General features: G+C 51.4%; 23 protein-coding genes. 4 read left to right on the forward strand and 19 right to left on the reverse strand.

Annotated elements, in window-relative coordinates:
• Positions 1–274: 274 nt before the first annotated feature.
• Together H924_RS09660 and H924_RS09665 are read right to left on the reverse strand one after the other, a co-directional pair.
• The gene (locus H924_RS09660; protein WP_015651780.1) at positions 275–1,555 is read right to left on the reverse strand and encodes a deoxyguanosinetriphosphate triphosphohydrolase; all 1,281 of its coding nucleotides are present in this window, start codon (positions 1,553–1,555) and stop codon (positions 275–277) included.
• Entirely contained in the window at positions 1,556–2,227 is a 672-nt protein-coding gene (locus tag H924_RS09665; protein ID WP_029703646.1) for a YdcF family protein, read from the reverse strand.
• A gap of 40 nt (positions 2,228–2,267) precedes the next feature.
• Between H924_RS09665 and H924_RS09670 the strand changes: the two genes are divergently transcribed.
• Positions 2,268–4,310: a TPM domain-containing protein gene (locus H924_RS09670; RefSeq protein ID WP_029703648.1), complete on the forward strand. Its 2,043-nt coding sequence runs from the start codon at positions 2,268–2,270 to the stop codon at positions 4,308–4,310.
• Between the two features lie 3 nt (positions 4,311–4,313).
• Here H924_RS09670 and H924_RS09675 read toward each other — a convergent pair whose 3' ends face one another.
• The 3 genes from H924_RS09675 to H924_RS09685 all read right to left on the reverse strand — a co-directional run bounded on the left by H924_RS09675 (position 4,314) and on the right by H924_RS09685 (position 6,854).
• On the reverse strand, positions 4,314–4,811 hold the full coding sequence (locus H924_RS09675) for a hypothetical protein (protein ID WP_015651783.1): 498 nt from the start codon (positions 4,809–4,811) through the stop codon (positions 4,314–4,316).
• Between the two features lie 17 nt (positions 4,812–4,828).
• Positions 4,829–5,401 carry a hypothetical protein gene (locus tag H924_RS09680; protein WP_029703650.1) on the reverse strand — a complete coding sequence of 191 codons (573 nt, stop codon included), beginning with the start codon at positions 5,399–5,401 and terminating at the stop codon, positions 4,829–4,831.
• 67 nt (positions 5,402–5,468) lie between these two features.
• Positions 5,469–6,854, reverse strand: a complete 1,386-nt coding sequence (locus H924_RS09685; RefSeq protein WP_015651785.1) for a glycine--tRNA ligase — start codon at positions 6,852–6,854, stop codon at positions 5,469–5,471.
• Between the two features lie 386 nt (positions 6,855–7,240).
• Here H924_RS09685 and H924_RS09690 point away from each other — a divergent pair, with 386 nt between their 5' ends.
• Together H924_RS09690 and H924_RS09695 are read left to right on the forward strand one after the other, a co-directional pair.
• The gene (locus H924_RS09690; protein ID WP_015651786.1) at positions 7,241–7,627 is read left to right on the forward strand and encodes an ArsR/SmtB family transcription factor; all 387 of its coding nucleotides are present in this window, start codon (positions 7,241–7,243) and stop codon (positions 7,625–7,627) included.
• A 39-nt stretch (positions 7,628–7,666) separates the two neighbouring features.
• A complete protein-coding gene (locus tag H924_RS09695; RefSeq protein WP_015651787.1) occupies positions 7,667–8,080 on the forward strand; it encodes a Fur family transcriptional regulator in 414 nt (137 codons plus the stop codon).
• Here the strand turns inward: H924_RS09695 and H924_RS09700 are convergent.
• From H924_RS09700 to hemW, 11 genes are all read right to left on the reverse strand, one after another.
• Entirely contained in the window at positions 8,077–9,150 is a 1,074-nt protein-coding gene (locus H924_RS09700; RefSeq protein ID WP_015651788.1) for a VIT1/CCC1 transporter family protein, read from the reverse strand. The two genes, H924_RS09695 and H924_RS09700, sit on opposite strands and share 4 nt — an antisense overlap.
• 2 nt (positions 9,151–9,152) lie before the next feature.
• Complete coding sequence (locus H924_RS09705) at positions 9,153–9,902, reverse strand: isoprenyl transferase (RefSeq protein ID WP_015651789.1); 750 nt, start codon at positions 9,900–9,902, stop codon at positions 9,153–9,155.
• A 9-nt stretch (positions 9,903–9,911) separates the two neighbouring features.
• Entirely contained in the window at positions 9,912–10,640 is a 729-nt protein-coding gene (gene recO / locus H924_RS09710) for a DNA repair protein RecO (RefSeq protein WP_029703654.1), read from the reverse strand.
• A 19-nt stretch (positions 10,641–10,659) separates the two neighbouring features.
• The gene (gene era / locus H924_RS09715; protein WP_015651791.1) at positions 10,660–11,577 is read right to left on the reverse strand and encodes a GTPase Era; all 918 of its coding nucleotides are present in this window, start codon (positions 11,575–11,577) and stop codon (positions 10,660–10,662) included.
• Between the two features lie 164 nt (positions 11,578–11,741).
• Positions 11,742–13,064 (reverse strand): hemolysin family protein, encoded by a 1,323-nt coding sequence (locus H924_RS09720; RefSeq protein ID WP_015651792.1) that lies wholly within the window; start codon positions 13,062–13,064, stop codon positions 11,742–11,744.
• A complete protein-coding gene (gene ybeY, locus H924_RS09725; protein ID WP_015651793.1) occupies positions 13,065–13,667 on the reverse strand; it encodes an rRNA maturation RNase YbeY in 603 nt (200 codons plus the stop codon).
• Positions 13,667–14,686 carry a PhoH family protein gene (locus tag H924_RS09730; RefSeq protein WP_404825334.1) on the reverse strand — a complete coding sequence of 340 codons (1,020 nt, stop codon included), beginning with the start codon at positions 14,684–14,686 and terminating at the stop codon, positions 13,667–13,669. Before H924_RS09730 ends, ybeY begins: the two co-directional genes overlap by 1 nt.
• 78 nt (positions 14,687–14,764) lie before the next feature.
• A complete protein-coding gene (locus tag H924_RS09735) occupies positions 14,765–15,490 on the reverse strand; it encodes a 16S rRNA (uracil(1498)-N(3))-methyltransferase (protein ID WP_015651795.1) in 726 nt (241 codons plus the stop codon).
• A complete protein-coding gene (gene dnaJ / locus H924_RS09740; protein ID WP_015651796.1) occupies positions 15,490–16,632 on the reverse strand; it encodes a molecular chaperone DnaJ in 1,143 nt (380 codons plus the stop codon). The genes H924_RS09735 and dnaJ overlap by 1 nt, the downstream gene beginning before the upstream one ends.
• Positions 16,633–16,719: 87 nt before the next feature.
• Complete coding sequence (gene hrcA / locus H924_RS09745; protein WP_015651797.1) at positions 16,720–17,748, reverse strand: heat-inducible transcriptional repressor HrcA; 1,029 nt, start codon at positions 17,746–17,748, stop codon at positions 16,720–16,722.
• A 30-nt stretch (positions 17,749–17,778) separates the two neighbouring features.
• Positions 17,779–18,921, reverse strand: coding sequence for a radical SAM family heme chaperone HemW (hemW, locus tag H924_RS09750; protein ID WP_029703656.1), 1,143 nt, complete (start codon positions 18,919–18,921; stop codon positions 17,779–17,781).
• Between the two features lie 86 nt (positions 18,922–19,007).
• Here hemW and H924_RS09755 point away from each other — a divergent pair, with 86 nt between their 5' ends.
• Positions 19,008–19,535 carry a hypothetical protein gene (locus H924_RS09755; protein ID WP_015651799.1) on the forward strand — a complete coding sequence of 176 codons (528 nt, stop codon included), beginning with the start codon at positions 19,008–19,010 and terminating at the stop codon, positions 19,533–19,535.
• An 18-nt stretch (positions 19,536–19,553) separates the two neighbouring features.
• Here H924_RS09755 and H924_RS09760 read toward each other — a convergent pair whose 3' ends face one another.
• The 3 genes from H924_RS09760 to H924_RS09770 form a co-directional block, all read right to left on the reverse strand.
• On the reverse strand, positions 19,554–20,234 hold the full coding sequence (locus H924_RS09760) for a hypothetical protein (protein WP_015651800.1): 681 nt from the start codon (positions 20,232–20,234) through the stop codon (positions 19,554–19,556).
• A 285-nt stretch (positions 20,235–20,519) separates the two neighbouring features.
• Positions 20,520–20,888, reverse strand: a complete 369-nt coding sequence (locus tag H924_RS09765; protein ID WP_029703658.1) for a hypothetical protein — start codon at positions 20,886–20,888, stop codon at positions 20,520–20,522.
• Positions 20,885–22,732, reverse strand: a complete 1,848-nt coding sequence (locus H924_RS09770; protein WP_015651802.1) for an AMP-dependent synthetase/ligase — start codon at positions 22,730–22,732, stop codon at positions 20,885–20,887. The genes H924_RS09765 and H924_RS09770 overlap by 4 nt, the downstream gene beginning before the upstream one ends.
• Positions 22,733–22,856 lie beyond the last annotated feature (124 nt).

Below are 22,856 nucleotides of genomic sequence, written 5' to 3' on the forward strand. Positions count from 1 at the left end.
CTTTCTACTGACAGGACAACTTAAGTTGTGTAAACGATTGCTTTACTCATAGCTAACCCCACGTCTAGTACAAATGTCCACACAGTAGATACTAAAAACGGAAATACTCCCACTCAAAAGTCATGGCGCAGCTCACAAAAATATGCCTAAATTTCCCAAAATGCACCTAACATGTGATCCACCCCACTTCGAATGTGGTTTTACCCCCCAACTCCGCCGAACACACCCCCGGGGTTATTTTCCCCTATCGGCCACTAGCTTAAGGCGTCGAAAACTAGCCTAAAAATCCAGAGATTTCGGCAGCATTTTTGGCCAATCTTTCCAGGCGCGATTCAGTCATCGAGGCAATTTGATCCACCACTACTCGCGCTCGTTCAGCATCAGAGGTGGCTTCTAAAAACCATGGTCTAAACATGGGATCCAAAGAACCCGGCGCGCCCAGCATGAGGTATTCATAAACTCGGAAGACACGCTCGCGCTGTCGATCTTGGCGCGCCATATGCCCAGGATCATCCATGACGTATAACACCGCCAGGGTTTTAAGGAGTTTCACTTCGCGCGCTGCTGCTTCTGGAATCACCAGATCACCATGCATCCGGCCAACCTCAATACCTTGTTCGCGGGCAGCTGCTTTGGTGGCTGCAATTGTGGCACCGACATAACGTCCCACCAGCTCTGAGGTCATCGCTTTAAGCGCCGAATAAGCACGCAAAGTGAAATCAAAGTCCGCGGCAGCTACCACCACAGGAAGTTCCCGCAGCGAAGCAGCACCTTCAATAAGTTCAGCTGGATCTCCGCCAAAGGCACGAGCGCCCTTGTGCGCTAGTGCTGCTAATTCCACCAAATCCCACAGCACTTTAAGATCAATGCGGCCTGAGACTATGCCATCTTCCACATCGTGCACGGAATAGGCAATGTCATCGGAGAAGTCCATAACCTGGGCTTCCATTGGCGGACGGAGATCACTATGCCCTTCGCGCAGCCATGCCAATAGTTCAGCGTCTTCGTCATAGGCGCCGTATTTACGGTTGACGGAACCATCAGCATTAGTTTTGGTCCACGGGTATTTGCACGCAGCATCCAAAGCTGCGCGAGATAGATTAAGTCCAAAACTCTTGCCCTCAGGAGAAACCACCTTGGGTTCCAATCGGGTAAGAATGCGCAGGGTTTGGGCATTTCCCTCAAAACCGCCACACGCTTGAGCGACTTCATTAAGGGCAGTTTCACCATTGTGTCCATAAGGTGGGTGCCCAATATCGTGACATAGACCTGCCAAGTCACACAGATCTGGATCAAGATCAAGGCCTGCACCAATGCCACGCGCAATTTGGGCAACTTCCAAAGAGTGAGTCAATCGAGTGCGCGGGGTATCTCCGTCATTGGGCCCAACCACTTGCGTTTTATCAGCTAGTCGTCGCAAAGCAGCGGAGTGCAACACGCGCGCCCGGTCGCGCGCAAAGGCGCTGCGGGAGTCGGGCACCTGATCGCCAAGCTGGCTTAATTTGGGTGCCTCGTCAAAAAGGCGCGCATTATCTGCAGGTTGATAGGGGTACATCTATTTCTTTAGCCTCCGCAGCTGGTCATGGCGGGCGCGCCGAGACGGCCTAATAAACGCCTGAATCGAGCGCAACATATCTTCAACCTTAACGGCCGCCCGCTGCCCCAGCACTCGCGACACGTCTTGCACCACTACCCCGCCCCACTCATGGGTCAAACTAATAAAATAGCTTTTCGACGCGCACCTGGTGGGGCTATAGGGAGTCGGGGCGGGAAAGGCCGCAAACCCAAGGCGGCGCGCCAAGCGCACCGCCCGATATGAATGATTGGGATCGGTAATAATAAGCACTCGTCCCACTTGTGCTGGATCAAGTGGCATATAAGAGGTATAGGTGTCATTGCCATGGGCAGAAATATGTAGCTTTTCCGCAGGAACCCCAGCTGCACGCAAATAAGTGCCAGCTACCTCGGCTTCACTAAAACGATCCCCGGGTAGATTTCCACCCACCGTAAATACCTGCTGACTTTGATGTTGCTGCCATAACTCAGCAGTGTGTTTCAGCCGAGCCTCAAATTGTTTGGAGGGCCGGCCATCATATTGTGCGGTTCCCAAAACAAGCAAAGAATCCACCTGTGTTGGGTCATTGGGCGAATGCTGTCGCGCGAAAAGCACAATGCGAGCTAGGGGCTGCGTGATTAGTAGACCTATGCCAATTAAGAATTTACTCATCCACACCAGTCTGCCAGGGGTTCTCGGTATGGTGGTATCCATGAATCCACGTTTGGTGCCTTTGCAAAAAATTGCTGCCCGTTCCTGTGTCTCCCTTGCTATCGGGGTTGGTGCATTATCTTTTATGGCGCTGCCCCTCGCCCAAGCTGAACAACTCTCAATTCTTGCGGAGGCGCCAGATTATTACACCGAAAACGTTACTGATTACACCGGCCTTTTAACCTCCGCGGAACAAAACGATATTCAAACCGCAATTGATGGCGTAAAGGCTTCCGAGCAAAAGGTTATTCTTGTCGTCTACCTTAACTCCTTTGATGGCACCGATGCTCAGACTTGGACTGAGCAAGCCTTGGATATTAACGGTTCCGGCAATGTGCTTATTTATGCTGTTTCCCCGGAAGAGCGTCAATATGGCATCGCTGGTGGGGATCAGTGGACTTCTACCGAATTAGATAATGCCAATGAGGCTGTATTCCAGTCGCTATCCCAAGATGATTGGGCAGGTTCCGCTTTGAACTTGGCAGAATCTATTAGTGGTGGTGGTTCCGGCGGTTCTGGCGGTTCCACAGGATCCTCTGATTCTGGACTGTGGTTGGGTGCGGCTGGTGTGGGTGCAGTAGCTGCCGGTGGTGGTCTGTGGGCTTATAACCGCAACCGCAAAAAGAAGAGCAACTCAACCACTTTGGAAGACGCGCGTAAAATTGATCCTCGCGATACCACTCGCCTCATTAACTTGCCGCTAGAGACTTTAGAGAGCCTGGCGCAGGAAGAACTTAGTTCAACTGATGAGTCCATTAGAAGGGCCAAGGAAGAATTAGATATTGCCACTGCTGAATTTGGGCCCGAGCGCACCCGCAGTTTCATTCGCGCGATGAATAACTCCACGGGTACTTTGCAAAAAGCCTTTGAGATCCAACAGCGCCTTAATGATTCCATTCCAGAATCCGAAGCTGAAAAGCGCTCCCTGTTGGTGGAGATTATTTCCTCCTGTGGACAAGCAGATGACACCCTCGATGCTGAAGCTAAAAACTTTGCCGATATGCGCAACCTGCTTATTAATGCCAGTTCACGCCTAGATGAGTTCACTCGTCAATCGGTAGATCTGCGCACCCGCCTGCCCCAAGCACATGCCACACTAGAAGGCTTGAGCAGCCGCTATTCCGCTGAGGTCTTGGAGAGCATCAATGACAACGTTGATCTCGCAACAGCCTCGGTAGAAGAAGCTGAAAAAGTATTGGCTCAAGCCTATGAATTGGAAGCAAAGCCTGCTGGTGAACAAGGTGGCCTAATTGATGCCATCCGTCATATCGAACATGCTCTAGCTACTGCCGATAAATTGCTTAAAGGTGTAGAAAACGCCGACACCAATATTGCCACCGCACAAACTAACATCGCAGCGCTGATCAAAGAAGTAGAAGGTGAAATTGCGGAGGCAGCTCAGCTGAAGGTTAATGCCTCCAACGATGGTGCCCATGCCGATTGGGCAGCTCTTGATGATGCTGTTCGTGCTGCATCGGCTGCGCTCAGTACCGCCTCTACCACTGCTAGCAGTGATCCCTTAGGCACATATACCAAGCTGGTCGATACTGACTCTGCACTAGATACTCAACTAGATGCCTTGCGAGCTTCTGCCACCGATCAGGCTAATCAGCTGCGTATTTTTGATCAGCAGTTGGCGGCAGCCCAGCAGCAAATTCAAAGCGCCGAGGATCTGATCTCAACTCGTGGACGCATTGTTAAATCTGAGGCCCGTACCCACTTGGCCAATGCCCAAAAGCTTCTGGCCATGGCACAACAAAACCGAGTACGCGAAACCCGCACCGGAATTGACTATGCCCGCCAGGCTGCAGTCGCCGCACAAAGAGCAAGCGCTGCAGCCAAATCCGATATCAACGATTACAACAACCGCGCACGCCGCAATAACTCAGGTGGAGGTGCAACCGGAGCCATTGTTACTGGCATGGTCCTCAATTCCATCCTCAACAGCGGCCGCGGCGGTGGATTCGGTGGCGGCTTTGGAGGTGGCGGTGGCAGCTTCGGTGGTGGTGGCGGTGGCGGAGGATTCCGCGGCGGACGCTTCTAAAACCTAGATTTTGGGTCTGCGTACAGCTGAATCAACAAGTACGCAGGCCCAGCTTAGGAATACCGCATCCACAAAAGGCAGAGCATCTTCGCCTGCGGTGCCCACAATAAACTCAACTTTGCCACTGGTCATGGGGCGCATGCGGGCTACTTCAAGACCATCATTGCTAATGATTCTTTCTTTGCGCCAAGGGGAAATGCGCTTTAGTTCATAGGTTCTTTTACCACATATTGCTTTGAGATCAGCAACGGTAAAAGACTCCTGCATGACGGTATAGACCTCGCCACCGGATAGAGTGGCACGGCACCGAAATTTCATAGTTCCGGGGGTTGATTCAATAAGGAGCCGTTCATCAGCAACATAAAGAACGTCTGAACGAACATCGGAAATTACCGCACCTGAGCCGTCGAAAAGCTCATTGCCTTGCCAAACCCAGGTTTCCTCGGCATGTCGCCCAAAAATACCTGCTTTTGGGCGCTCTAAACCTTCTCTACCTTCCATACCTAGATCCTCATCTACTAGTTGAAAGTCATGAAAATGATGATCGGGGTAAGGATGATCAAGAAAATAGTCAAGCCCCAGCTGGAACCCAACATCTTGGATTCCAAGGTTTTACGAGCAATCCAGGATAAGAAGATCTCCTGCTCTGCAGGTACATTAAGGCCCTCTTCAAATTCCAATACGGAAGCACGCATGCCATTATTGATGCCGCTAAATTGGGCTACCTTTTGGGAGTTGGCGTCATCGATAATCCAATTGCTTTTTTCCTCATTGATGGCGGTCATTTCAACACCTGCCATATCAATGTCAACGCGCTTGGACTTGGAAAAACCCTTGTCTGGAGCGCTGGCCTGGAAAACACGACCATCGGGCAGAGTGGCGGTAGCTTTTCCGGCGATGTCGAAGGATAGATCCCAGTGCTGCTCCCCTACCGTGGCAGTGGTGTCAAAGGCTTTAGCGGTTGACTCACCGAAGGTTGCAATTTTGGTTTTGTCTGCCCCACGAAGCAAATCAACAAAAAGCTTTCCTTCCTTCTTAAAGCGCTTGCCCCAAGAGGTGTAGGAATTCACAATCAGATCCTTCGTTGTCATGCGAACAGAATAGCACCGGCCAAGGGTTGGCCGGTGCTATACGTGATTTAGTAGGTTGCTCTAAAAACTAGCAACCAAGAAGGCGCTGAGCCAAGAAGCCCTGCAGCTCTTCAATTGGAACACGAACCTGCTCCATGGTGTCGCGCTCGCGCACGGTTACTGCCTTGTCCTCGAGGGTATCGAAGTCAACGGTGACACAGAATGGGGTACCAATCTCATCCTGGCGGCGGTAACGGCGTCCGATTGCTCCGGAGGTGTCGTAGTCAACATTCCAGAACTGACGCAGGGTTGCCGCCAATTCCTCGGCCACTGGGGTCAGGGTGTCCTTCTTGGACAGTGGCAAGACTGCGACCTTAACTGGTGCCAGGCGGCGGTCCAGCTTCAAAACAACGCGCTTATCGACGCCACCCTTGGAGTTTGGTGCCTCATCCTCGTGGTAAGCATCCATGAGGAACATCATCATTGCGCGGCCGAGACCAGCGGCAGGCTCAATAACATAAGGAATCCAGCGCTCGCCGGTTTCCTGGTCAAAGAAAGAAAGATCTTCGCCGGAACCTTCAGAGTGCACGCGCAGGTCATAGTCGGTGCGGTTAGCAATACCCTCTAGCTCGCCCCACTTGGTGTTGGCAAAGTTGAAGGCGTACTCGATATCAACGGTGCGCTTGGAGTAGTGGGAAAGCTTCTCTTTGGGGTGCTCATAAAGACGCAGGTTTTCTGGCTTAATACCGAGGTTGAGGTACCACTGGTGGCGGGTATCAATCCAGTACTGGTGCCATTCTTCGTCCTCGCCTGGCTTAACGAAGAATTCCATTTCCATCTGCTCAAATTCACGAGTACGGAAAATGAAGTTACCTGGGGTGATCTCGTTACGGAAAGACTTACCCATGTTGGCAATACCAAATGGAGGCTTCATGCGTGCAGAGTTCATCACGTTTTTGAAGTTGACGAAGATGCCCTGTGCGGTTTCTGGACGCAGGTAGTGCAAACCCTCTTCATCATCCACTGGACCCAAAAAGGTCTTGAGCATGCCGGAAAAAGCCTTAGGCTCGGTCCAGCTACCTGGTTGACCGGTCTCAGGGTCATTGATATCAGCAAGGCCGTTTACTGGTGGGTGACCATGCTTTTCTTCATAAGCCTCAAGCAGGTGGTCTGCGCGGTAGCGCTTGTGGGTGTGTAGAGATTCAACCAGTGGATCGGTGAAAACCTCAACGTGGCCGGAGGAAACCCAGACCTGGCGAGGCAGGATGACAGAGGTATCAACACCAACCACATCAGGGCGGGAGGTTACCATTGCACGCCACCACTGGCGCTTGATGTTTTCCTTTAGTTCAACGCCCAAGGGACCGTAATCCCATGCAGAACGAGTACCGCCGTAGATCTCGCCACAGGGGTACACCAGTCCACGTCGTTTACACAGGTTAACCACGGTGTCGATGATCGATTGCTGAGCCACGTCGGATGCTCTCCTCCAGGTCGAATGAAAATTACTCAAAGCTTTTAGTCCCCACTGGGGACATACTGATCCAATCTTAGACCAACTAGCTTCACCCTCGGCTGATAGGCCTTAAATTCTCCGAAACTTTTAGAAATTTTCAGCGCTAGCTATCCCGCTCTCTGCTCATATACATCTCTATTCGGCAGAAATCACTGAACAAAGAAAAACTTGCACGTTATTCAATTAGCACAATAAATACACGATATAATTATAAAAGCCCTTGTGACAAAAGGAAGGTGCACAAAAGGGTTTTAATAACCCCTATATAAAAACCTAGTATATTTCTGTGCTAGTTCCCTGAAATTCCTAACCACAGGATTTCATTATAGGAATGAGGTCTTCAAATGATTCCGAACTCCACACGCAACTTCTTTAGATCCGCAAATGATGGCCATGGCTCTCATTCTTATGGCGAGCTGAGCCCTGAGATATCCACCAATTTTGACACCAAAGAAGTGTCTTTGCTGGGCAATGTTATCCGAGCATTGGATTCCCCGCTGCGCATTGAAATTGTGCTGGCCCTCAATGAGCGACCTCATTTTGTGCATGAACTAGTCAAACGCCTTGATAGCTCACAGCCACTCATTAGCCAGCATCTTAAAGTTCTTAAATCCGCGCATGTGGTGGAAGCAGAACGAACAGGCCGTCAAATGACATACTTCTTGGCTGAGCCTCTGGTCATGGATATTTTCAGCTTGGCTCTCAAAGCTGCAAAATCTGAGCAAGTGTAGACTTCCACTAAACAAAATTCATGTTGAGGAGGACTTCCGATGGCTATTAAGCAAAGCTCCACTCCAAAGTTGGGGGTCCGCAGCACCCGACAGCGCAAAGCTGTAGTGGATGTGTTGGAAAACATGGATAACTTTGCTTCGGCCAAGGAAATTCACCTTGAGTTATCCACCCGGGACCACGCGGTTGGTCTCACCACGGTATATCGCACCTTGCAATCCTTGGCAGAAATAGGTGCCGTTGATGTTCTCAACGTCACCGGTGGTGAAACGCTGTATCGGCAGTGTCATGCAGCCGGCCATCACCATCACCTGGTGTGCACTAACTGCGGGCGCACCGTTGAAATTGACGGTGGACCAGTAGAAACTTGGGCTCAGGAAGTCGCACGGGAGAATGGTTTTAGTGTCAGCAGCCATGAAGCAGAGATTTTTGGCCTCTGCCAGAACTGTCGCTAAAGCACCATTCCAAAAGCTAAGCCCAGTACATAGGTAATTAGCGCTGCGCCATAACCAATTCCGAGTTGGCGCAGCGCTCTAAATGCAGGTGGCTTTCCAGATAACACACCAGTAATGCCACCGGTTGCCATCAAAGAGATACCAACCAGGAGAAGCGATACTACCGCTGCTGGCAGCTGATCCATGCCTAAGAGATAAGGCAGGATCGGGATAAAAGCACCTAAAGCAAAAGCACAGAAGCTAAAAAGTGCAGCTGAGCGTGCCGAACCTGCATCATGAACAATTGGATCGGCTAGCGTATTGGACTTAATGCGTTGTTGATTTTCAAACTTGAGGAACACCCCAGCAGCCTTTTCCCGCGCTTCAGCCTCGCTAAGGCCACGAGCCCGGAATACCAACTCAAGTTCATTTGCTTCCACATCAAGTTCACCAATAACTTCATGAGCTTTGGGATCTGGGGTGGAGGCATCAAGTAACTCCGTTTGGGAACGCACCGAGATAAATTCGCCCGCAGCCATAGATAATGCACCCGCCAAAAGCCCTGATACACCGGTGATAATTACCACCTGCGGTGCAACACCGCTGGCCATCACACCCATGACTAAGGCAACATTGGAGACCAGCCCATCGTTAATACCAAAGACTGCAGCTCGAAAATTGCCGCTCATTCTTTCCCGACCACGGCTGGCTAGGCCTCGGACAACCTCAGCGTGAATTCTCTCATCTGCTGACATTTGTTTGGCGGCATCTGCGTCGGAGTCATAGGGACTTCGAGATTCAGCAGATTGCAATAAAGCAAGAGTAAAAACTGAACCAAAACGACGGGCTAGAAAACCTAAGAGCCTCGTTTTTAGATCAGCCCGCGGGGGATTGAGGGCGGCGTCGCCAAGCTTATTTAACCAATAAGCCTCGTGGCGAGCTTCGGCCTCAGCCAGGGCAAGCAGAATTTCCCGCTCCTCACCCTGACGCCGATCGGCGAGGCCGCGGTAGGCGGCGGCCTCGGCTCGTTCATTAGCTAGGTAGCCACGCCACCGTTTAATTTGTTGGGCGGTTGGCTGATCCTGATTCATTTTTAGGCACTTCCGAAGCGACGATCACGCTGAGCGTACTCGAGAACCGCATCAAAAAGATCCTGTTGGGTGAAATCTGGGAAGAGTTTATCCTGGTAGACCATCTCTGCATAAGCAGACTGCCAAAGCAGGAAGTTAGAAGTGCGCTTTTCGCCCGAGGGTCGCAGGAAAAGATCCACATCGGGCATATCCGGCTCATCGAGGAAATTGGAGAAGGTTTTCTCATTAATATGCTCAGGGCGCAATTGCCCAGCCGCTGCTAAACGAGCGATCTCACGGGTGGCATCAATAATTTCAGCGCGACCACCATAGTTAACACACATGGCAAGTGTCATCTTGGTGTTGTTTTTGGTTAACTCTTCAGCAGCTTCCAGCTCCTGAATAACCGAACGCCACAGCCTTGGGCGACGGCCTACCCAGCGAACTCGCACGCCCTTTGCATTTAGAACATCACGCTGACGGCGCAAAACATCTCGGTTAAAGCCCATGAGGAAGCGAACCTCATCGGTTGAACGTCGCCAATTCTCGGTGGAGAAAGCATAGGCAGAAAGATAAGGAACACCCAGTTCTAGGCAGGCATCCACCACATCCATCAACACAGCCTCGCCACGTTTGTGGCCTTCGGTTCTTTTCATACCGCGCTCCGTGGCCCAGCGACCATTGCCGTCCATCACCAAAGCAATATGCTTGGGTAGAAACTTGGCAGGAATATCGGGTTTCACAAATTCGCTCACAAAGAACCATTGTGCCATGAACCGCACTTAAGCTTGGTCTAGTACTGCCAAAGTAGGCAGCTTCCTTTCCATATGCCACTGCAAATGTGCCGTAGCCAGACGATGCACAGTGGCCTGCAGCTCAGGATGTTCGGCAGTTACGCGCAGCGGTTGCCCATTTGCCACCAGCCACATCATATGCAAAGTTTCAGAAGATACCTCGGCGCTGCCTTGTGGCCTACAGTAAAGGCACACCGCTCCCCCAGCTCCGGGGTGAAAGGCAGTGTGCGGGCCACTGCGACCGCAGGCGGCACAGTCATAAAGGCTTGGTGCCCAGCCGGCGTGATTCATCGCCCGCAAAATAAACTCATCCAAGGCCAAAACGGGATGTTCGGCATCTTGGATAGCTTGTAGGGCGCGGGTGGTTTCCGCAAAAAGATGGGCGTCTTCATCCATGCCCACAATTTGGGTTGCAATATCTAAAATTGCCGAAGCACAAGAATAACGGGTGAAATCCTCAATAATGCCGGAGGCATAATAGGCCACAGTATCTGCGCCAGAAATGGTGGCCAGATTACGGCCGGGATACAGCTGGACATCAAGCTCAACAAAGAGCTGCAGCCGGGAGCCAAACCTCGATTTAGATCGACGTACTCCCTTGGCTACAGCTCTAACCATGCCATGGTCGCGCGTGAGTAGGACAATAATGCGGTCTGCTTCCCCATAATCATGGGTCTTCACCACCAGTGCTCTATCTCTAAAGCTTTCCCTACGCACCGCTTACCTTTAACTTTGTTTAGAATCCGAGGCGGTTAAGTGCCTTTGGATCGGACTGCCAGTTCTTCAAGATCTTAATACGCAGATCCAAGAAGACATTTTGGCCCAGAATCTTGATGATATCCTTGCGAGAATTGTGGATGATTCGACCCAGGCGCTGGCCATTGCGACCCACAATAATATCCTTTTGACCAGGACGTTCCACATAAATAATAGCGTGGACAGTCAAAACTCCATTGCGTTCTGGATCCGGCAGAATCTCATCAACTTCCACGGCAATTGAGTGTGGAAGTTCATCTTTAAGGCCAGCTAGTGCAGCCTCGCGGATGGCCTCAGAGATGCGGGTATCGCTATCTTCATCGGTGAGGTGATCGTCTGGGTAGAACTTTGGTCCTTCAGGAAGCTGGCTGGTCATGACCTCAATCAAGGTCTCAATGTTTTCGCCGGAGGTAGCCGAAACCGGTACCACCTCGCTCTTTCCGTCGAGAAGCTCATGGACAGCCATGAGCTGGGCCGCAACCAAGTCACGGGACACACGGTCCGCCTTGGTGACAATGCCCAAGATCTTGGTCTTAGGGGAAACGTTGCGCACAGCATCCAGGATCCAGCGATCGCCAGGACCAATTTTTTCATTGGCAGGGATGGTGAATCCGATGAGGTCAACATCTGCATAGGTGTCTTTTACTGCCTCGTTGAGACGCTCGCCCAGCAAGGTGCGGGGGCGGTGCAAACCTGGGGTGTCTACCACGATGATCTGCGCATCCTTGCGGTGTACCAAACCGCGAATAGGGTGGCGAGTGGTCTCGGGCTGGTTTGCGGTGATAGCAATTTTTTCGCCCACCAGGGCGTTGGTCAACGTTGATTTGCCGGTGTTTGGGCGTCCAACGAAGCTGACAAAACCTGAACGGAAACCTTCAGGGGTGTCATTAAAATTCATAAATCCTCTAACTGATTTGGGGATGTTCGAAATAGTTCTCCCCCTCTTGCACTGTCGCACCCCAAAAAAATTTGTGCTGCAGATAAAACAAAAGGGACTATTTACCTTGGTCTTCCAAGCATAGTCCCTTTGGGGGCCGATTCCCCCATCTATTTTATAGATCGTTATTCATCTTCTACTTCGCCAGGTTCTGAGACCACGACCACCACCGAGTGCATACGCAAACGTCCGCGACGATTTCGCTCGCCTTCGGCAGTTAGTTTTAAGCCCGAGCTTTCCACAGTTGCCCCTGGTAATGGCACGCGACCTAGCTCAAAGGCAATAAGGCCACCGACGGTATCCACTTGATCTTGGATCTCCTCAGAGAATTCTAGATCTTGTTCCAATTCTTCTTTAATATAATCTTGTAGATCTTCCAAAGAAAGCCTGGACACCACACGGTAGGTACGCTCCCCGATCTTTTCAATCGGAGCTACTTCGCGGTTGTCATATTCATCGGCGATCTCGCCCACGATTTCTTCCAAAATGTCTTCAATGGAAATCAGGCCAGCAACGCCACCGTATTCATCAATCAAGATGGCAATGTGGTTATGTTCCTCCTGCATTTCCTGCAGCAAGGCATCCAAGGACTTGGAATCTGGCACAAAGGTAGCTGGACGCATGACCTCATCAACAGTTACTGAACGTCCACCATCGGTAGCATAGTAAGTTTTTTGCACCAGGTCTTTGAGGTACACAATGCCGATGATGTCATCGACATTTTCACCAATAACTGGGATACGGGAGTGACCGGAACGCACACAAAGCGCTGTGGCTTGGCCTGCAGTTTTACCGGATTCGATCCAGATCATTTCCGGACGAGGCACCATCACCTGGCGCACCGTGGTGGAGGCGAGATCAAAAACGGATTGGATCATCCGCCTTTCTTCTATCTCCACAATGCCGTGTTCCTGGGCGATATCAACCATTTCGCGCAGTTCCACTTCAGTGGCGTAAGGGCCATTTCTAAAGCCTGGACCAGGTGCGATGATATTGCCCACCCAAATCAGCAAGCGAGCCAGTGGACCCAGTATCTTGGCAAAAATACCGAGCATTACTGCTGAGCGCAGCATCACGGTATAGGGGTTTTTCCTACCGACAGTACGGCCAAAAACACCCACTACGGCGAAGGTAACTAGGGAAACACTGATAATGGCAGCAGCGATTCCCCAAGCCCAATTGTCAATAACGCTAATGGCAATTGCGCCTGCCAACACCGCTGCAGAAGAATCCAGAAGAGTGCGCAACATGACGAGCATGTTGATATGCACAGCTCGAGAATCAATAACATGAAGTAGGGCCGCGGAGCCGGTTACTTCATCCTTATGCATTTGTTCTACGCGCGCCCGCGAGACCATAGACAGTGCTGATTCCACTGCTCCGAAAAAGCTCGAGAGCGTCAGCGCCAAAACCGTCGCAATGCCTAACCAAATGACATAGTCGTCCACTTAAGGTTTGTCCTCCGCAGTAGGCTCTGCAAAAGCGTCATGATCAGCATTCATCTGTTCATCCAGGTCCAAGCGATCAGCTGCAGTGGGGAAAGCACCCGCGCCTGAAGGCTTTGGCTGGAACTTAATTCCACGCGCCTCAACGTTGTCATACCAATCAGCCAAGAGTTCATTTTGCAATGCGAACATCTCGCGCTCCTCAGCTGGATCAACGTGATCATAACCCAGCAGATGCAAGCTGCCGTGCACGGTGAGCAAAGCTAATTCATGGGCTAGATCATGGCCAGCTTTTTCAGCTTGCTTGGCAGCAAACTCTGGGCACAGCACAATATCGCCAAGCATCGAAGGGCCTAAATCTGCACCATCCGGACGAGCATAGCCTGGGGTGAGCTCATCCATGGGGAAGCTCATCACATCGGTTGGGCCTTCCAAATCCAGCCACTTTAGGTGCAGATCAGCGATGGTTTCCAGGTCCACAATGTGAATTGAGGCTTCGGCATCAGGGTGAATATCCATTTCGCCGAGGGCAAAGGAAAGCACGTCAATGAGCATTTCCTCATTTACGCCGTCGTAACCTGATTCATTAAAAACTTCGATGCTCATTAGTTAGATTCCTCTCGGGATTCTTTTCGAGCTTCCTCACGAGCACGAGCCCGCTCCGCAGCACGCTTTGCTTCTAAATCTTCATAATCTTCATAAGCATCCACAATGCGTCCCACCAGCTGGTGGCGAACCACGTCGGCAGAATGCAATTCTGCGAAGTGAACATCAGCAACATCGCGGAGAATATGACGCACCAAGCGTAAACCAGATTTCTGGCCACCGGGCAAGTCAACCTGCGTGATATCGCCAGTTACCACCATCTTGGAACCAAATCCCAGTCGGGTAAGGAACATTTTCATCTGCGCAGGAGTGGTATTTTGCGCCTCATCGAGGATCACAAAGGCATCGTTTAGGGTGCGGCCACGCATATAAGCAAGTGGCGCAACTTCCACAATGCCGGCTTCCATTAGCTTTGGAATAACCTCGGGCTCGACCATATCGCGCAGTGCATCATGCAGGGGACGTAGATAAGGATCGATCTTTTCATTAAGCGTGCCCGGCAAAAAGCCCAGTTTCTCGCCTGCTTCCACAGCAGGGCGCGTCAAAATAATGCGACTAACCTGCTTGGCTTGCAGAGCTTGCACAGCCTTTGCCATCGCCAAGTAGGTTTTACCGGAACCTGCGGGTCCCAGTCCAAAGACAATGGTGTTTTCATCGATGGCATCCACATAGGACTTTTGACCTAAGGTTTTTGGGCGAATTACCTTGCCACGACGGGCGATAATGTCACCGGTAAGAATCTCCGACACGGTTTGCGGAGTTTCCACGTTGATAATGCTGATGACATTTTTAACCGTTTCAGGGCTGATCACATGGCCGCGACGCGCAATGGCTTGCAACTCGTCAAAGATCTTTCCGGCACGCGACACCTCAACGATAGGGCCGGTGAGTTCAATGCGGGTACCTCGGACGTGGATATCGCAATCAATTTGGTTGTCTAGAACGCGCAGGTTTTCATCATGAATACCTAATACAGTCTGGGCATATTCACGCTCTAGGTTGTAGATCGTGGTTACCACATCGGTGCGGGTGCTTCGCGGGGCGGTCACAGTGCTGTATTCGCCTGCTTTCTGGGATGGATTTTATTTGAATTAACACTACCAGCGCTCAGAGAGTACACCGATGGCTGCCAAAGCCACCATGCCTGCTGAGGCTGTTCTTAAGACTTCGGGTCCAAGCTTGACGGAATGTGCTCCGCGCGCACTAAAACGGGCGATTTCCTCCGGAGCAATGCCACCTTCTGGGCCAATAATGACCACCACATTGCCCGAAAAATTTAATTCTCGAATCGCCGCGGTTGCTTCCTCATGCAGGATAATTGCCAGGTCTGCGTCGTCGATAAGCTTTTCGACGTCCTCCGCCGCTGCCACCCCACTGATTTCAGGGATGGTTGAGCGCCGTGATTGTTTGGCAGCCGCTTCCGCGGCTGCCTGCCATTTGGCCAAGGATTTTGCTTCTTTTCCTGCCCATTTAGCCACACAACGGCTCGCCTGCCAGGCCACAATTTTATCGGCGCCACCCTGGGTGAGCAGATCAATGGTCAGCTCAGAGCGCTCCGATTTGGGGATGGCTTGCACAATGGTGACCTGTGGATTTGGCAGTGGAACTTGGTCCACCGAATCCACAATCACATCCATGCGGTCTTTACCGCTGAGGGCCTGAACCGTACAGGTTCTCGCGGTGCCACGGCCGTCGATAAGCGTAATCTTTTCCCCCACCGTTATGCGTTTAACGGTGACAGCGTGACGGCCTTCCGGGCCACTGAGGGTGGCTAATTCGCCGACGGCGGCCGTGGTGTCGGAAATGAAGACAGGAAGCGACATTACTTGCGGAACTTATTCTTCAGCTTGTCAAAAAATCCAGCTTCTTCGCCTTCGCGGTGTACCGAGGAATTATCCTTGCGGTGGCTGCGGATTTTCTCCAGCAATTCGCGGGTGCGATCATCCAGATCAGTAGGTACAAACAGATCCACATGTGCCATGAGATCGCCCTGGCCCTCAGCGCGCAGCCGTGGCATGCCCTCGCCGTCCAAAGTAATCACGTCGTTGGGCTGAGTACCTGCAGGAACGCTGATCTTAACTTCCTGGCCATTAAGGGATTCCACCTCTAGCTCGGTACCCAAAGCTGCATCGATCATTGGAACACGGATGCTGGCGTGCAGATTGTCACCATCGCGGGTGAACACTGCGTGTGGACGCACCATTACCTCAATGTAGAGGTCACCGGCAGGACCGCCACCAGCACCAACTTCGCCCTGGCCAGCCATGCGGATGCGCATACCTGACTGAATGCCGGCTGGAATACTAGCTACAATATCGCGACGGGCACGGACGCGACCATCTCCTGCGCACTCATCACAAGGATCAGGGATGATTTCGCCGGTGCCATTACAGGTATGGCAAGGGCGAGAAGTCATCACATTGCCCAGGAAGCTGCGCTGTACCTCTTGGATTTCACCGGCACCATTACAGGTGCCACAGGTAACTGGCTTCTTATCGGAGGCAGATCCGGCACCATGGCACTTGGTACACAGCACGGCAGTGTCCAAGGTGAGATCCTTCTTCACGCCACTAAAAGCCTCTTCCAAGGTGATGGACGTACGCCATAGGGTATCGCTGCCAGGCTGAACGCGGGAACGAGGTCCACGGGAGCCACCTGCTCCGCCACCAAAGAAGGCATCAAAAATATCGCCCAGGCCACCGCCACCAAATCCGCCGTCGAAGCCACCAGCGCCGGCGCCGCCACCTTGTTCCATGGGATCTCCACCCATGTCTACAATGCGGCGCTTATCTGGATCGGTGAGTACCTCATGAGCTACCGAAGCCTCACGGAATTTCTCCGCTGCTTCCTCGCTGGGGTTCACATCTGGGTGGTATTTGCGGGCAAGCTTTCGGTACGCCTTCTTGATCTCTGACTCGGTTGCATTGCGATCGATTCCGAGAATGCCGTAATAGTCACGTGCCACGGTGGGTGATACTTCCTTTGGTTAATTTAGAGGATGAAAAACTGACAAAAAAAGATTATGAAACAAGTGGTTTATTATACCCGCAACCTATTCTCCTGCGAGCACACGACCAACATACTTAGCAACGGCTGAAACCTTGGAAATTGTTCCCGAATAGTCCATATATGTTGGGCCCACCACACCTAAAGCACCCAAAGCACTGCCCTGAGAACCATAAGCGGTGGTAATCACCGAAGCACTATGCAACTCCACATCCTCATTTTCCCCGCCAATATGCACTCGCACCTGTTTTAGGTCAGTGACATTAGAAAGCAATTTGAGCATGACAACTTGTTCTTCTAAAGCTTCCAATACCATAGGCAATGTTGCCGAGGTCTCTCTATTAAGCCTGGTCAAATTGGAGGTACCGGCCAAAATCAGCCGATCAGAGGGCTGATCAACCAAGGTATTAACCAAGACATCACAACAGCGCCTTAACGCCCCGCGGATTTCCAAAGGTGCCCGCGAGGCCAATTCCCCCAAAGCAGCCGAAGCAGCAGTAAGAGTTTTTTCTGAAAGGGTGCCGTTGATTAGATCGCGCAAGACATTAACGTCTTCTGGAGCTAAAGGTTCTTCTAATTCCACATTGCGCTGATCTACTCGGCCGGTGTCAGTAATAAGAACCAGCAGCAGACGCATTGGTGAAAGGGATACCACTTCACAGTGTTTTACCCGCGCGGTTTTAAGAGTGGGTAGTTGCACTACTGCGGCTTGATGAGTGAGCTGGGAAAGTAGCTGCACCGAACGGCGCAACACATCCTCTAGATCCACTCCCCCTTCAAGAAATCCCAAAATGGCACGGCGTTCTGCCAGGGAAAGCGGTTTGATGTCATGGATGGAATCCACAAAAAGGCGATAGCCCTTTTCGGTGGGCACACGTCCAGAGCTGGCATGCTCCTGAACAATGTAGCCATCTGATTCCAAAACCGACATATCATTGCGAATCGTTGCAGAGCTAACGTTGAGCTTATGTCGCTCCAGAAGTGATTTGGATCCAACCGGCTCCTGGGAGGCGATATAATCCGCAACGATAGCCCTTAATACTTCGTATCTGCGCTTTTCCGTTGAGTTCGCCATGATTGCTACCCTACTAATCTTTTTGAGCTTTTAGGATTCTTCACTTAAGAGGATATCGGCGATGATCCCGTCGGCAAGCAAACGCCCAGCACTGGTCACCGCAATATTGCCGGCAGCCGTCACCTGCAACAAGCCGCCCTTAATATGGCGTTCAATAACTGGATGCGCCGCAGCCGAGAAAATTTCGCGTGGCAAGCCCTGCTTTAGACGCAAGCCCAACATCACTCGCTCAGTGTGATGATCTGCGGCGCTGAGGTGCTCAGTTTCCTTAATCGGCAGCTCACCCGCAGCAATCTGGGCGGCATATCGAGCGGGGTGCTTGACGTTATAAAAACGGCGATCCCCCATATGAGAGTGCGCGCCGGGGCCTGCACCCCACCAGTCACCGTCAACCCAATAGCCCATATTGTGCTTGCATTCCCCACCTGGCTTAGCCCAATTGGACACCTCATACCAATCAAAACCATTGGCGCGCAGGCGCTGATCAATAATTTCATAACGGTCTGCGTAGGTATCCTCATCCGGCTGAGGCAGCTCGCCTTTAGAAACCTTGCGGGCCATCGCAGTGCCATCTTCCACAATCAGGGAATAGGCAGAAACATGATCCACATCGGCTTCCAAAATGGCATCCAAAGTGGCACGCACATCATCATCGGTTTCAGTTGGCGTGCCATAAATCATGTCCAAATTGACATGTTCAAAGCCCGCAGCCTTTGCTTCCTTGGCCGCCGCGACTGGGCGCCCCGGGGTGTGCTTGCGGTCCAAGACCTTTAAAACGCTTGACGACGCCGACTGCATGCCCAAAGAAATTCGATTATATCCAGCCTCTTTAAGCTGGCTAAAAAACTCTGGAGAGGTGGACTCAGGGTTTGATTCCGTGGTGATTTCCGCGCCCGGGGCAATGCCAAAAGTATTGCGAATTCCATTAAGAACCCGGGTGAGGCCAGCGGCTCCAATGAGCGAGGGCGTGCCACCCCCGATGAAAATGGTTTCCGCAGCCTGTGGGTTCTCCAGGGAAGCCACAGCCATTTCCAATTCCACTTCCAATGCGTCCAGATAGCTATCTGGACCCGCAGATGTACCTAACTCACCTGCAGTATAGGTGTTGAAATCGCAGTAACCGCACCTTGTTGAGCAAAACGGCACATGAATATACACACCAAAAACTGACATACCCTCCAGCGTAGTGTGTACCCCCTATACATGATTAATTGACACTTAACATTCCAATTAGCTGTCAAAGAGGTAGAGTTCACCCTATGAACCGGAAGTTTGTTGCAGCCTCATTGGCCGCTGCGCTCCTATTCCACGCGGCCCCCGCTCATTCTTCCGTGACCCCTACCTCAACTAAGCCAGCTACCGTGGTTGATTCCGTGGTTAGTGATCCTGAGGTTGTTTCCCCTTCAGCCCCAAGTACCTCAGATTTTTGGCAAGATGCTGCAGGTCAACCGGGTGAAGTATTGCGCATCCCCTATCAGGGTGATCATCAACTTTCCGATATTAAGGTAGAAACCTCAAAGGCCTTTGATGATTTCCGCACCCTGGTGGAGCTGGACAATAATATTTTGGTTTATATCCCCAGTGACTTCCAGGGCGCTGCTCAAGCCTCAGCAGTTTTCACCGTCTCAGATGACTTTGGAGAGATCGATACCTTTGCCATCAAGGTGGATTACCCAAGCGGTGAGGTGGCTTTAGAAGAAAACCATTCGCTGCTTTTTAAGATCATTTGTGAGCTGGCTTATCGCCTACCCCAGCTGCCTTTTGCTTCCCGCATTTTCGGGATTTAGGCCGTTTTTAGCGCCTACTTAGGAAACAGCGTTGCGTTTTTGGGCGAGCTTATCGGCCACCCTAGCTACCACTGCATCCACCCGCGCGCGTTCCAATAAGAATGCTGGCGGATTGCTGCCACGCATGGTGCGCACATAGGCAGGATTAGCTGTTGCTACCGCTTCCATCCAAGCCCGGGTTGCACTTTCTACCACTGCTGCCACGCGCCCATAAAGCAAAGGCAAGGACAACGAGTCCAAATCATTGGCTACTTTATTGGTTTGCGCCAGCACCCAATCAACCGTTAATTCCAAACGCTTGACCACGGCCTCGGTGCGCGCATCCAAAGCAATTGAAAGATCACGAACGTCGATGAGTCCGCCATCAATTTCAAAGTCTTTTTCCAAATCTGGTGCGGTAAGCCTTTCGGGCTTGTCGACGTGCACCTCCACCGCGTCCCGGGCGCTTACAGTGCCCTGACGCAGTCCACTGGTCAGCGCGTGACGCAGACCAGAAAGTTCCGCAACAACTCCGCGCGAGTCATCGCGCGCCTCAGCCACAATCTCTTCAAATTCGGCAAGGCAGTCTTCTACCAATTCCACGTCCCAGTCGGAAATGGCTTCCATGAGGTGCTCAATGTATTCAGCGACTTCATCGCCGATATTGAAGATCTCCTGGGTGAGTTCGCGATGGCGTAGCTGTGCGGTGGTGCTGTTCATCTGTGCCGACACACCTTCCTTTTCTGCAATCCGAGCTGGTTTTTAACTAGCATTCACACCAGGAGTTAGCAATAACACCAATGGTTTTATTGCACCCCTTGAGACCCTCAAGTAACACTTGAGAGTTTTCTCTAACGGGTCTTGACTTTATGGGAATCAGCTTAGAAAAGCAGGGTGGCGCGCCGGTGAATTCTTGCAAAAATCTGTCAACAAAAAATCCCACTGGTGTCACTGTTTTTACAGTGACACCAGTGGGGTCTTGAGCACTTGTGTTCCTAAAGTGTTTTACCAGGGCAGCGGTGGGAATTTGAGCGCTGCTACAAGTTCATTAAGAATGTCGGTGGCTTCTCCACGTGGTTTCTCATCAGAAAGCCGCGAGAGATACTTATCCACTACCTTCAATGCTGCAGGCTGGCCCATGCAATCCACCACATACTGCGGATTATCCTGTGCAAAAAGCCATTCAGCATCACCAAAGGACAAGCCTGGGTTAGAGCCCAAGGTAAAGAACTCTTCATCATCATCTGCGCCGGTGGCGGTGATATAGGCAAAATCTTCCATTACTCCGACCGCGAAAATGGTGGATTCCTCACCAATTTCAGTTTTGGTCCACTGGGAACCATCCCAATCAAACTGCACGTCGCCCCCGCTCATCGGTTATAAATGTGGTCGATGGCATCTGCATAACGCTGCACAACAATATTGCGCTTCACCTTCAAAGTTGGGGTGAGCTCGTTGTCAGCCTCAGTGAGATCGCGGTCCAGAATATAGAATTTCTTGATCGCCTCTGAATGAGAAACCGTGGCATTAGCATTGTTAATTGCATCCTGGACCTCTGCACGCAGCGCTGCATCGGTAGCAATATCAGAGACCGAACGGGACTCCGGAATATTGTGGTTAAGCTTCCAGCGTTTGAGCATATCGGGATCAAGTGTGACCAACAGGCCAACAAAAGGCTTTCCATCGCCCACGATCATGGCCTGGCTAATCAGTGGATGAGCCTTAATAATGTCTTCCATTGGGCCTGGGGAAACATTCTTGCCACCTGCGGTAACAATTAAATCCTTCTTGCGGCCGGTGATCATCAAGTGACCGGTATCCATGAGCTCGCCGAGGTCGCCGGAGTTAAACCAGCCATCGTGCAAGGCTTCAGCAGTAGCTTCTGGGTTATTCCAGTAACCTTGGAATAGCATCTCGCCCTTGAGCAGGATTTCTCCCACTTCATTAATGCGAATAGTCATGCCACCCAGTGGTTTGCCCACGGTGCCGATTTTTTGATCTTCAAAGTCAACGGCAGCGGCTGCAGCTGATTCGGTAAGACCATAACCCTCATAAATTGGAATGCCGATGCCGCGGAAGAAGTGCAGCAATTCCTGACCCATTGCAGAGCCGCCAGTGATGGCATATTGCACCGAGTTACCCACTGCTGCGCGAATCTTGGAGTAGATCAGGCGATCAAAAACCTTGTGGGAAAGCAGCACCGAACGGCTTGGACCTTCTGGGGTATCCAAAGCCATGGAGTATTCAATTGCGGTCTTTTCAGCACGTGCAAAAAGTGCGGCCTTAATTGGACCACCATCAGCTGCATTAGAAGCTGCAGCATTGCGAACCTTTTCAAAAACACGGGGCACACCCAAAATCAGGTTGGGTCGAGAACGCTGGAATTCCAAGGTCAAGCTACTAAAATCTGACCAGTGGGACTGAGTTGCGCCGGCAATAGCAAAAGCCAGGTGTACCGCACGAGCCAGCACGTGAGCCAAAGGCAAGAAGGTCAAAAGGCGGGTACCAGGGACTGCGATTGCACCGATTGGATTGGTAAGCAGTCCGCGTACCTCAGCCAACCAGTTGTAGTGGGTAAGGATGCAACCTTTAGGACGACCAGTGGTACCGGAGGTATAAACCAAAGAAGCAAGATCAGAGGACTTGGTGTTGTGGATGCGCTCCAACACCAAATCATCCGAAAGGTCACGACCCTCAAATTTCAAGGTATCGAACGCGGAGGCATTAATTTCCAAAATGCGACGCAACTGGGAGGAAGAACCCTTCAAAGCTGGGGTTCCATCCTCACCGAGCACCAGATTCTTCATGAGATCGGTGTGATCAGGAGTTTCGGTGATTGCCAATACGGCGCCAGAATCTTCAATAATCCACTCCACCTGAGACAGTGAAGAGGAGCTATAAATTGGAACGCTGGCAGCACCAGCAGCCCAAATAGCAAAATCTAGGACGGCCCATTCATAACGGGTATTGGCCAACAAAGCGACACGGTCACCCTGTTCAACACCGGTAGCGATAATGCCCTTGGCTACCGCGAAAACTTCATCCTGGAATTCCTGAGCGGTAACGTTAACCCATTCAAAATTGGCGGGCTTAGTAAAGAGCACGCCATAGGGGCGAGCTTTTACTTGATCCAAAAGCGCAGTAAGGCAGGTTTCAGATTCCCCAATTGTGTATTGGGCAGGTTCTGAATACTCCTGCAGGGAGTTTTGTGCTGTCATCGTGAGATTCTTGCCTTTCAAATTTCATAAGGATGTGATTCCTACGGTGGGCAGGTGTTCTCTATTGCTCTATAGCTTAGGTGCCATCTTAAGGAATCTCTTTGTCCAGGTTGTCCAATACCCA

Origin of the sequence: Corynebacterium callunae DSM 20147 (genome assembly GCF_000344785.1) — a bacterium.
In the GTDB taxonomy this organism is placed as follows: domain Bacteria; phylum Actinomycetota; class Actinomycetes; order Mycobacteriales; family Mycobacteriaceae; genus Corynebacterium; species Corynebacterium callunae.

Coding starts and splice junctions, on each gene's coding strand:
- H924_RS09735 (WP_015651795.1), bottom strand. CDS start 15,490: ATGTCGCTTCCTGTCTTCATTTCCGACACCACGGCCGCCGTCGGCGAA.
- H924_RS09700 (WP_015651788.1), bottom strand. CDS start 9,150: ATGAATCAGGATCAGCCAACCGCCCAACAAATTAAACGGTGGCGTGGC.
- H924_RS09770 (WP_015651802.1), bottom strand. CDS start 22,732: ATGACAGCACAAAACTCCCTGCAGGAGTATTCAGAACCTGCCCAATAC.
- H924_RS09705 (WP_015651789.1), bottom strand. CDS start 9,902: ATGGCACAATGGTTCTTTGTGAGCGAATTTGTGAAACCCGATATTCCT.
- H924_RS09675 (WP_015651783.1), bottom strand. CDS start 4,811: ATGGAAGGTAGAGAAGGTTTAGAGCGCCCAAAAGCAGGTATTTTTGGG.
- H924_RS09680 (WP_029703650.1), bottom strand. CDS start 5,401: ATGACAACGAAGGATCTGATTGTGAATTCCTACACCTCTTGGGGCAAG.
- H924_RS09690 (WP_015651786.1), top strand. CDS start 7,241: ATGATTCCGAACTCCACACGCAACTTCTTTAGATCCGCAAATGATGGC.
- H924_RS09765 (WP_029703658.1), bottom strand. CDS start 20,888: ATGAGCGGGGGCGACGTGCAGTTTGATTGGGATGGTTCCCAGTGGACC.
- H924_RS09665 (WP_029703646.1), bottom strand. CDS start 2,227: ATGAGTAAATTCTTAATTGGCATAGGTCTACTAATCACGCAGCCCCTA.
- H924_RS09660 (WP_015651780.1), bottom strand. CDS start 1,555: ATGTACCCCTATCAACCTGCAGATAATGCGCGCCTTTTTGACGAGGCA.
- H924_RS09695 (WP_015651787.1), top strand. CDS start 7,667: ATGGCTATTAAGCAAAGCTCCACTCCAAAGTTGGGGGTCCGCAGCACC.
- hrcA (WP_015651797.1), bottom strand. CDS start 17,748: ATGGCGAACTCAACGGAAAAGCGCAGATACGAAGTATTAAGGGCTATC.
- H924_RS09760 (WP_015651800.1), bottom strand. CDS start 20,234: ATGAACAGCACCACCGCACAGCTACGCCATCGCGAACTCACCCAGGAG.
- H924_RS09670 (WP_029703648.1), top strand. CDS start 2,268: ATGAATCCACGTTTGGTGCCTTTGCAAAAAATTGCTGCCCGTTCCTGT.
- H924_RS09755 (WP_015651799.1), top strand. CDS start 19,008: ATGAACCGGAAGTTTGTTGCAGCCTCATTGGCCGCTGCGCTCCTATTC.
- hemW (WP_029703656.1), bottom strand. CDS start 18,921: ATGTCAGTTTTTGGTGTGTATATTCATGTGCCGTTTTGCTCAACAAGG.
- era (WP_015651791.1), bottom strand. CDS start 11,577: ATGAATTTTAATGACACCCCTGAAGGTTTCCGTTCAGGTTTTGTCAGC.
- ybeY (WP_015651793.1), bottom strand. CDS start 13,667: ATGAGCATCGAAGTTTTTAATGAATCAGGTTACGACGGCGTAAATGAG.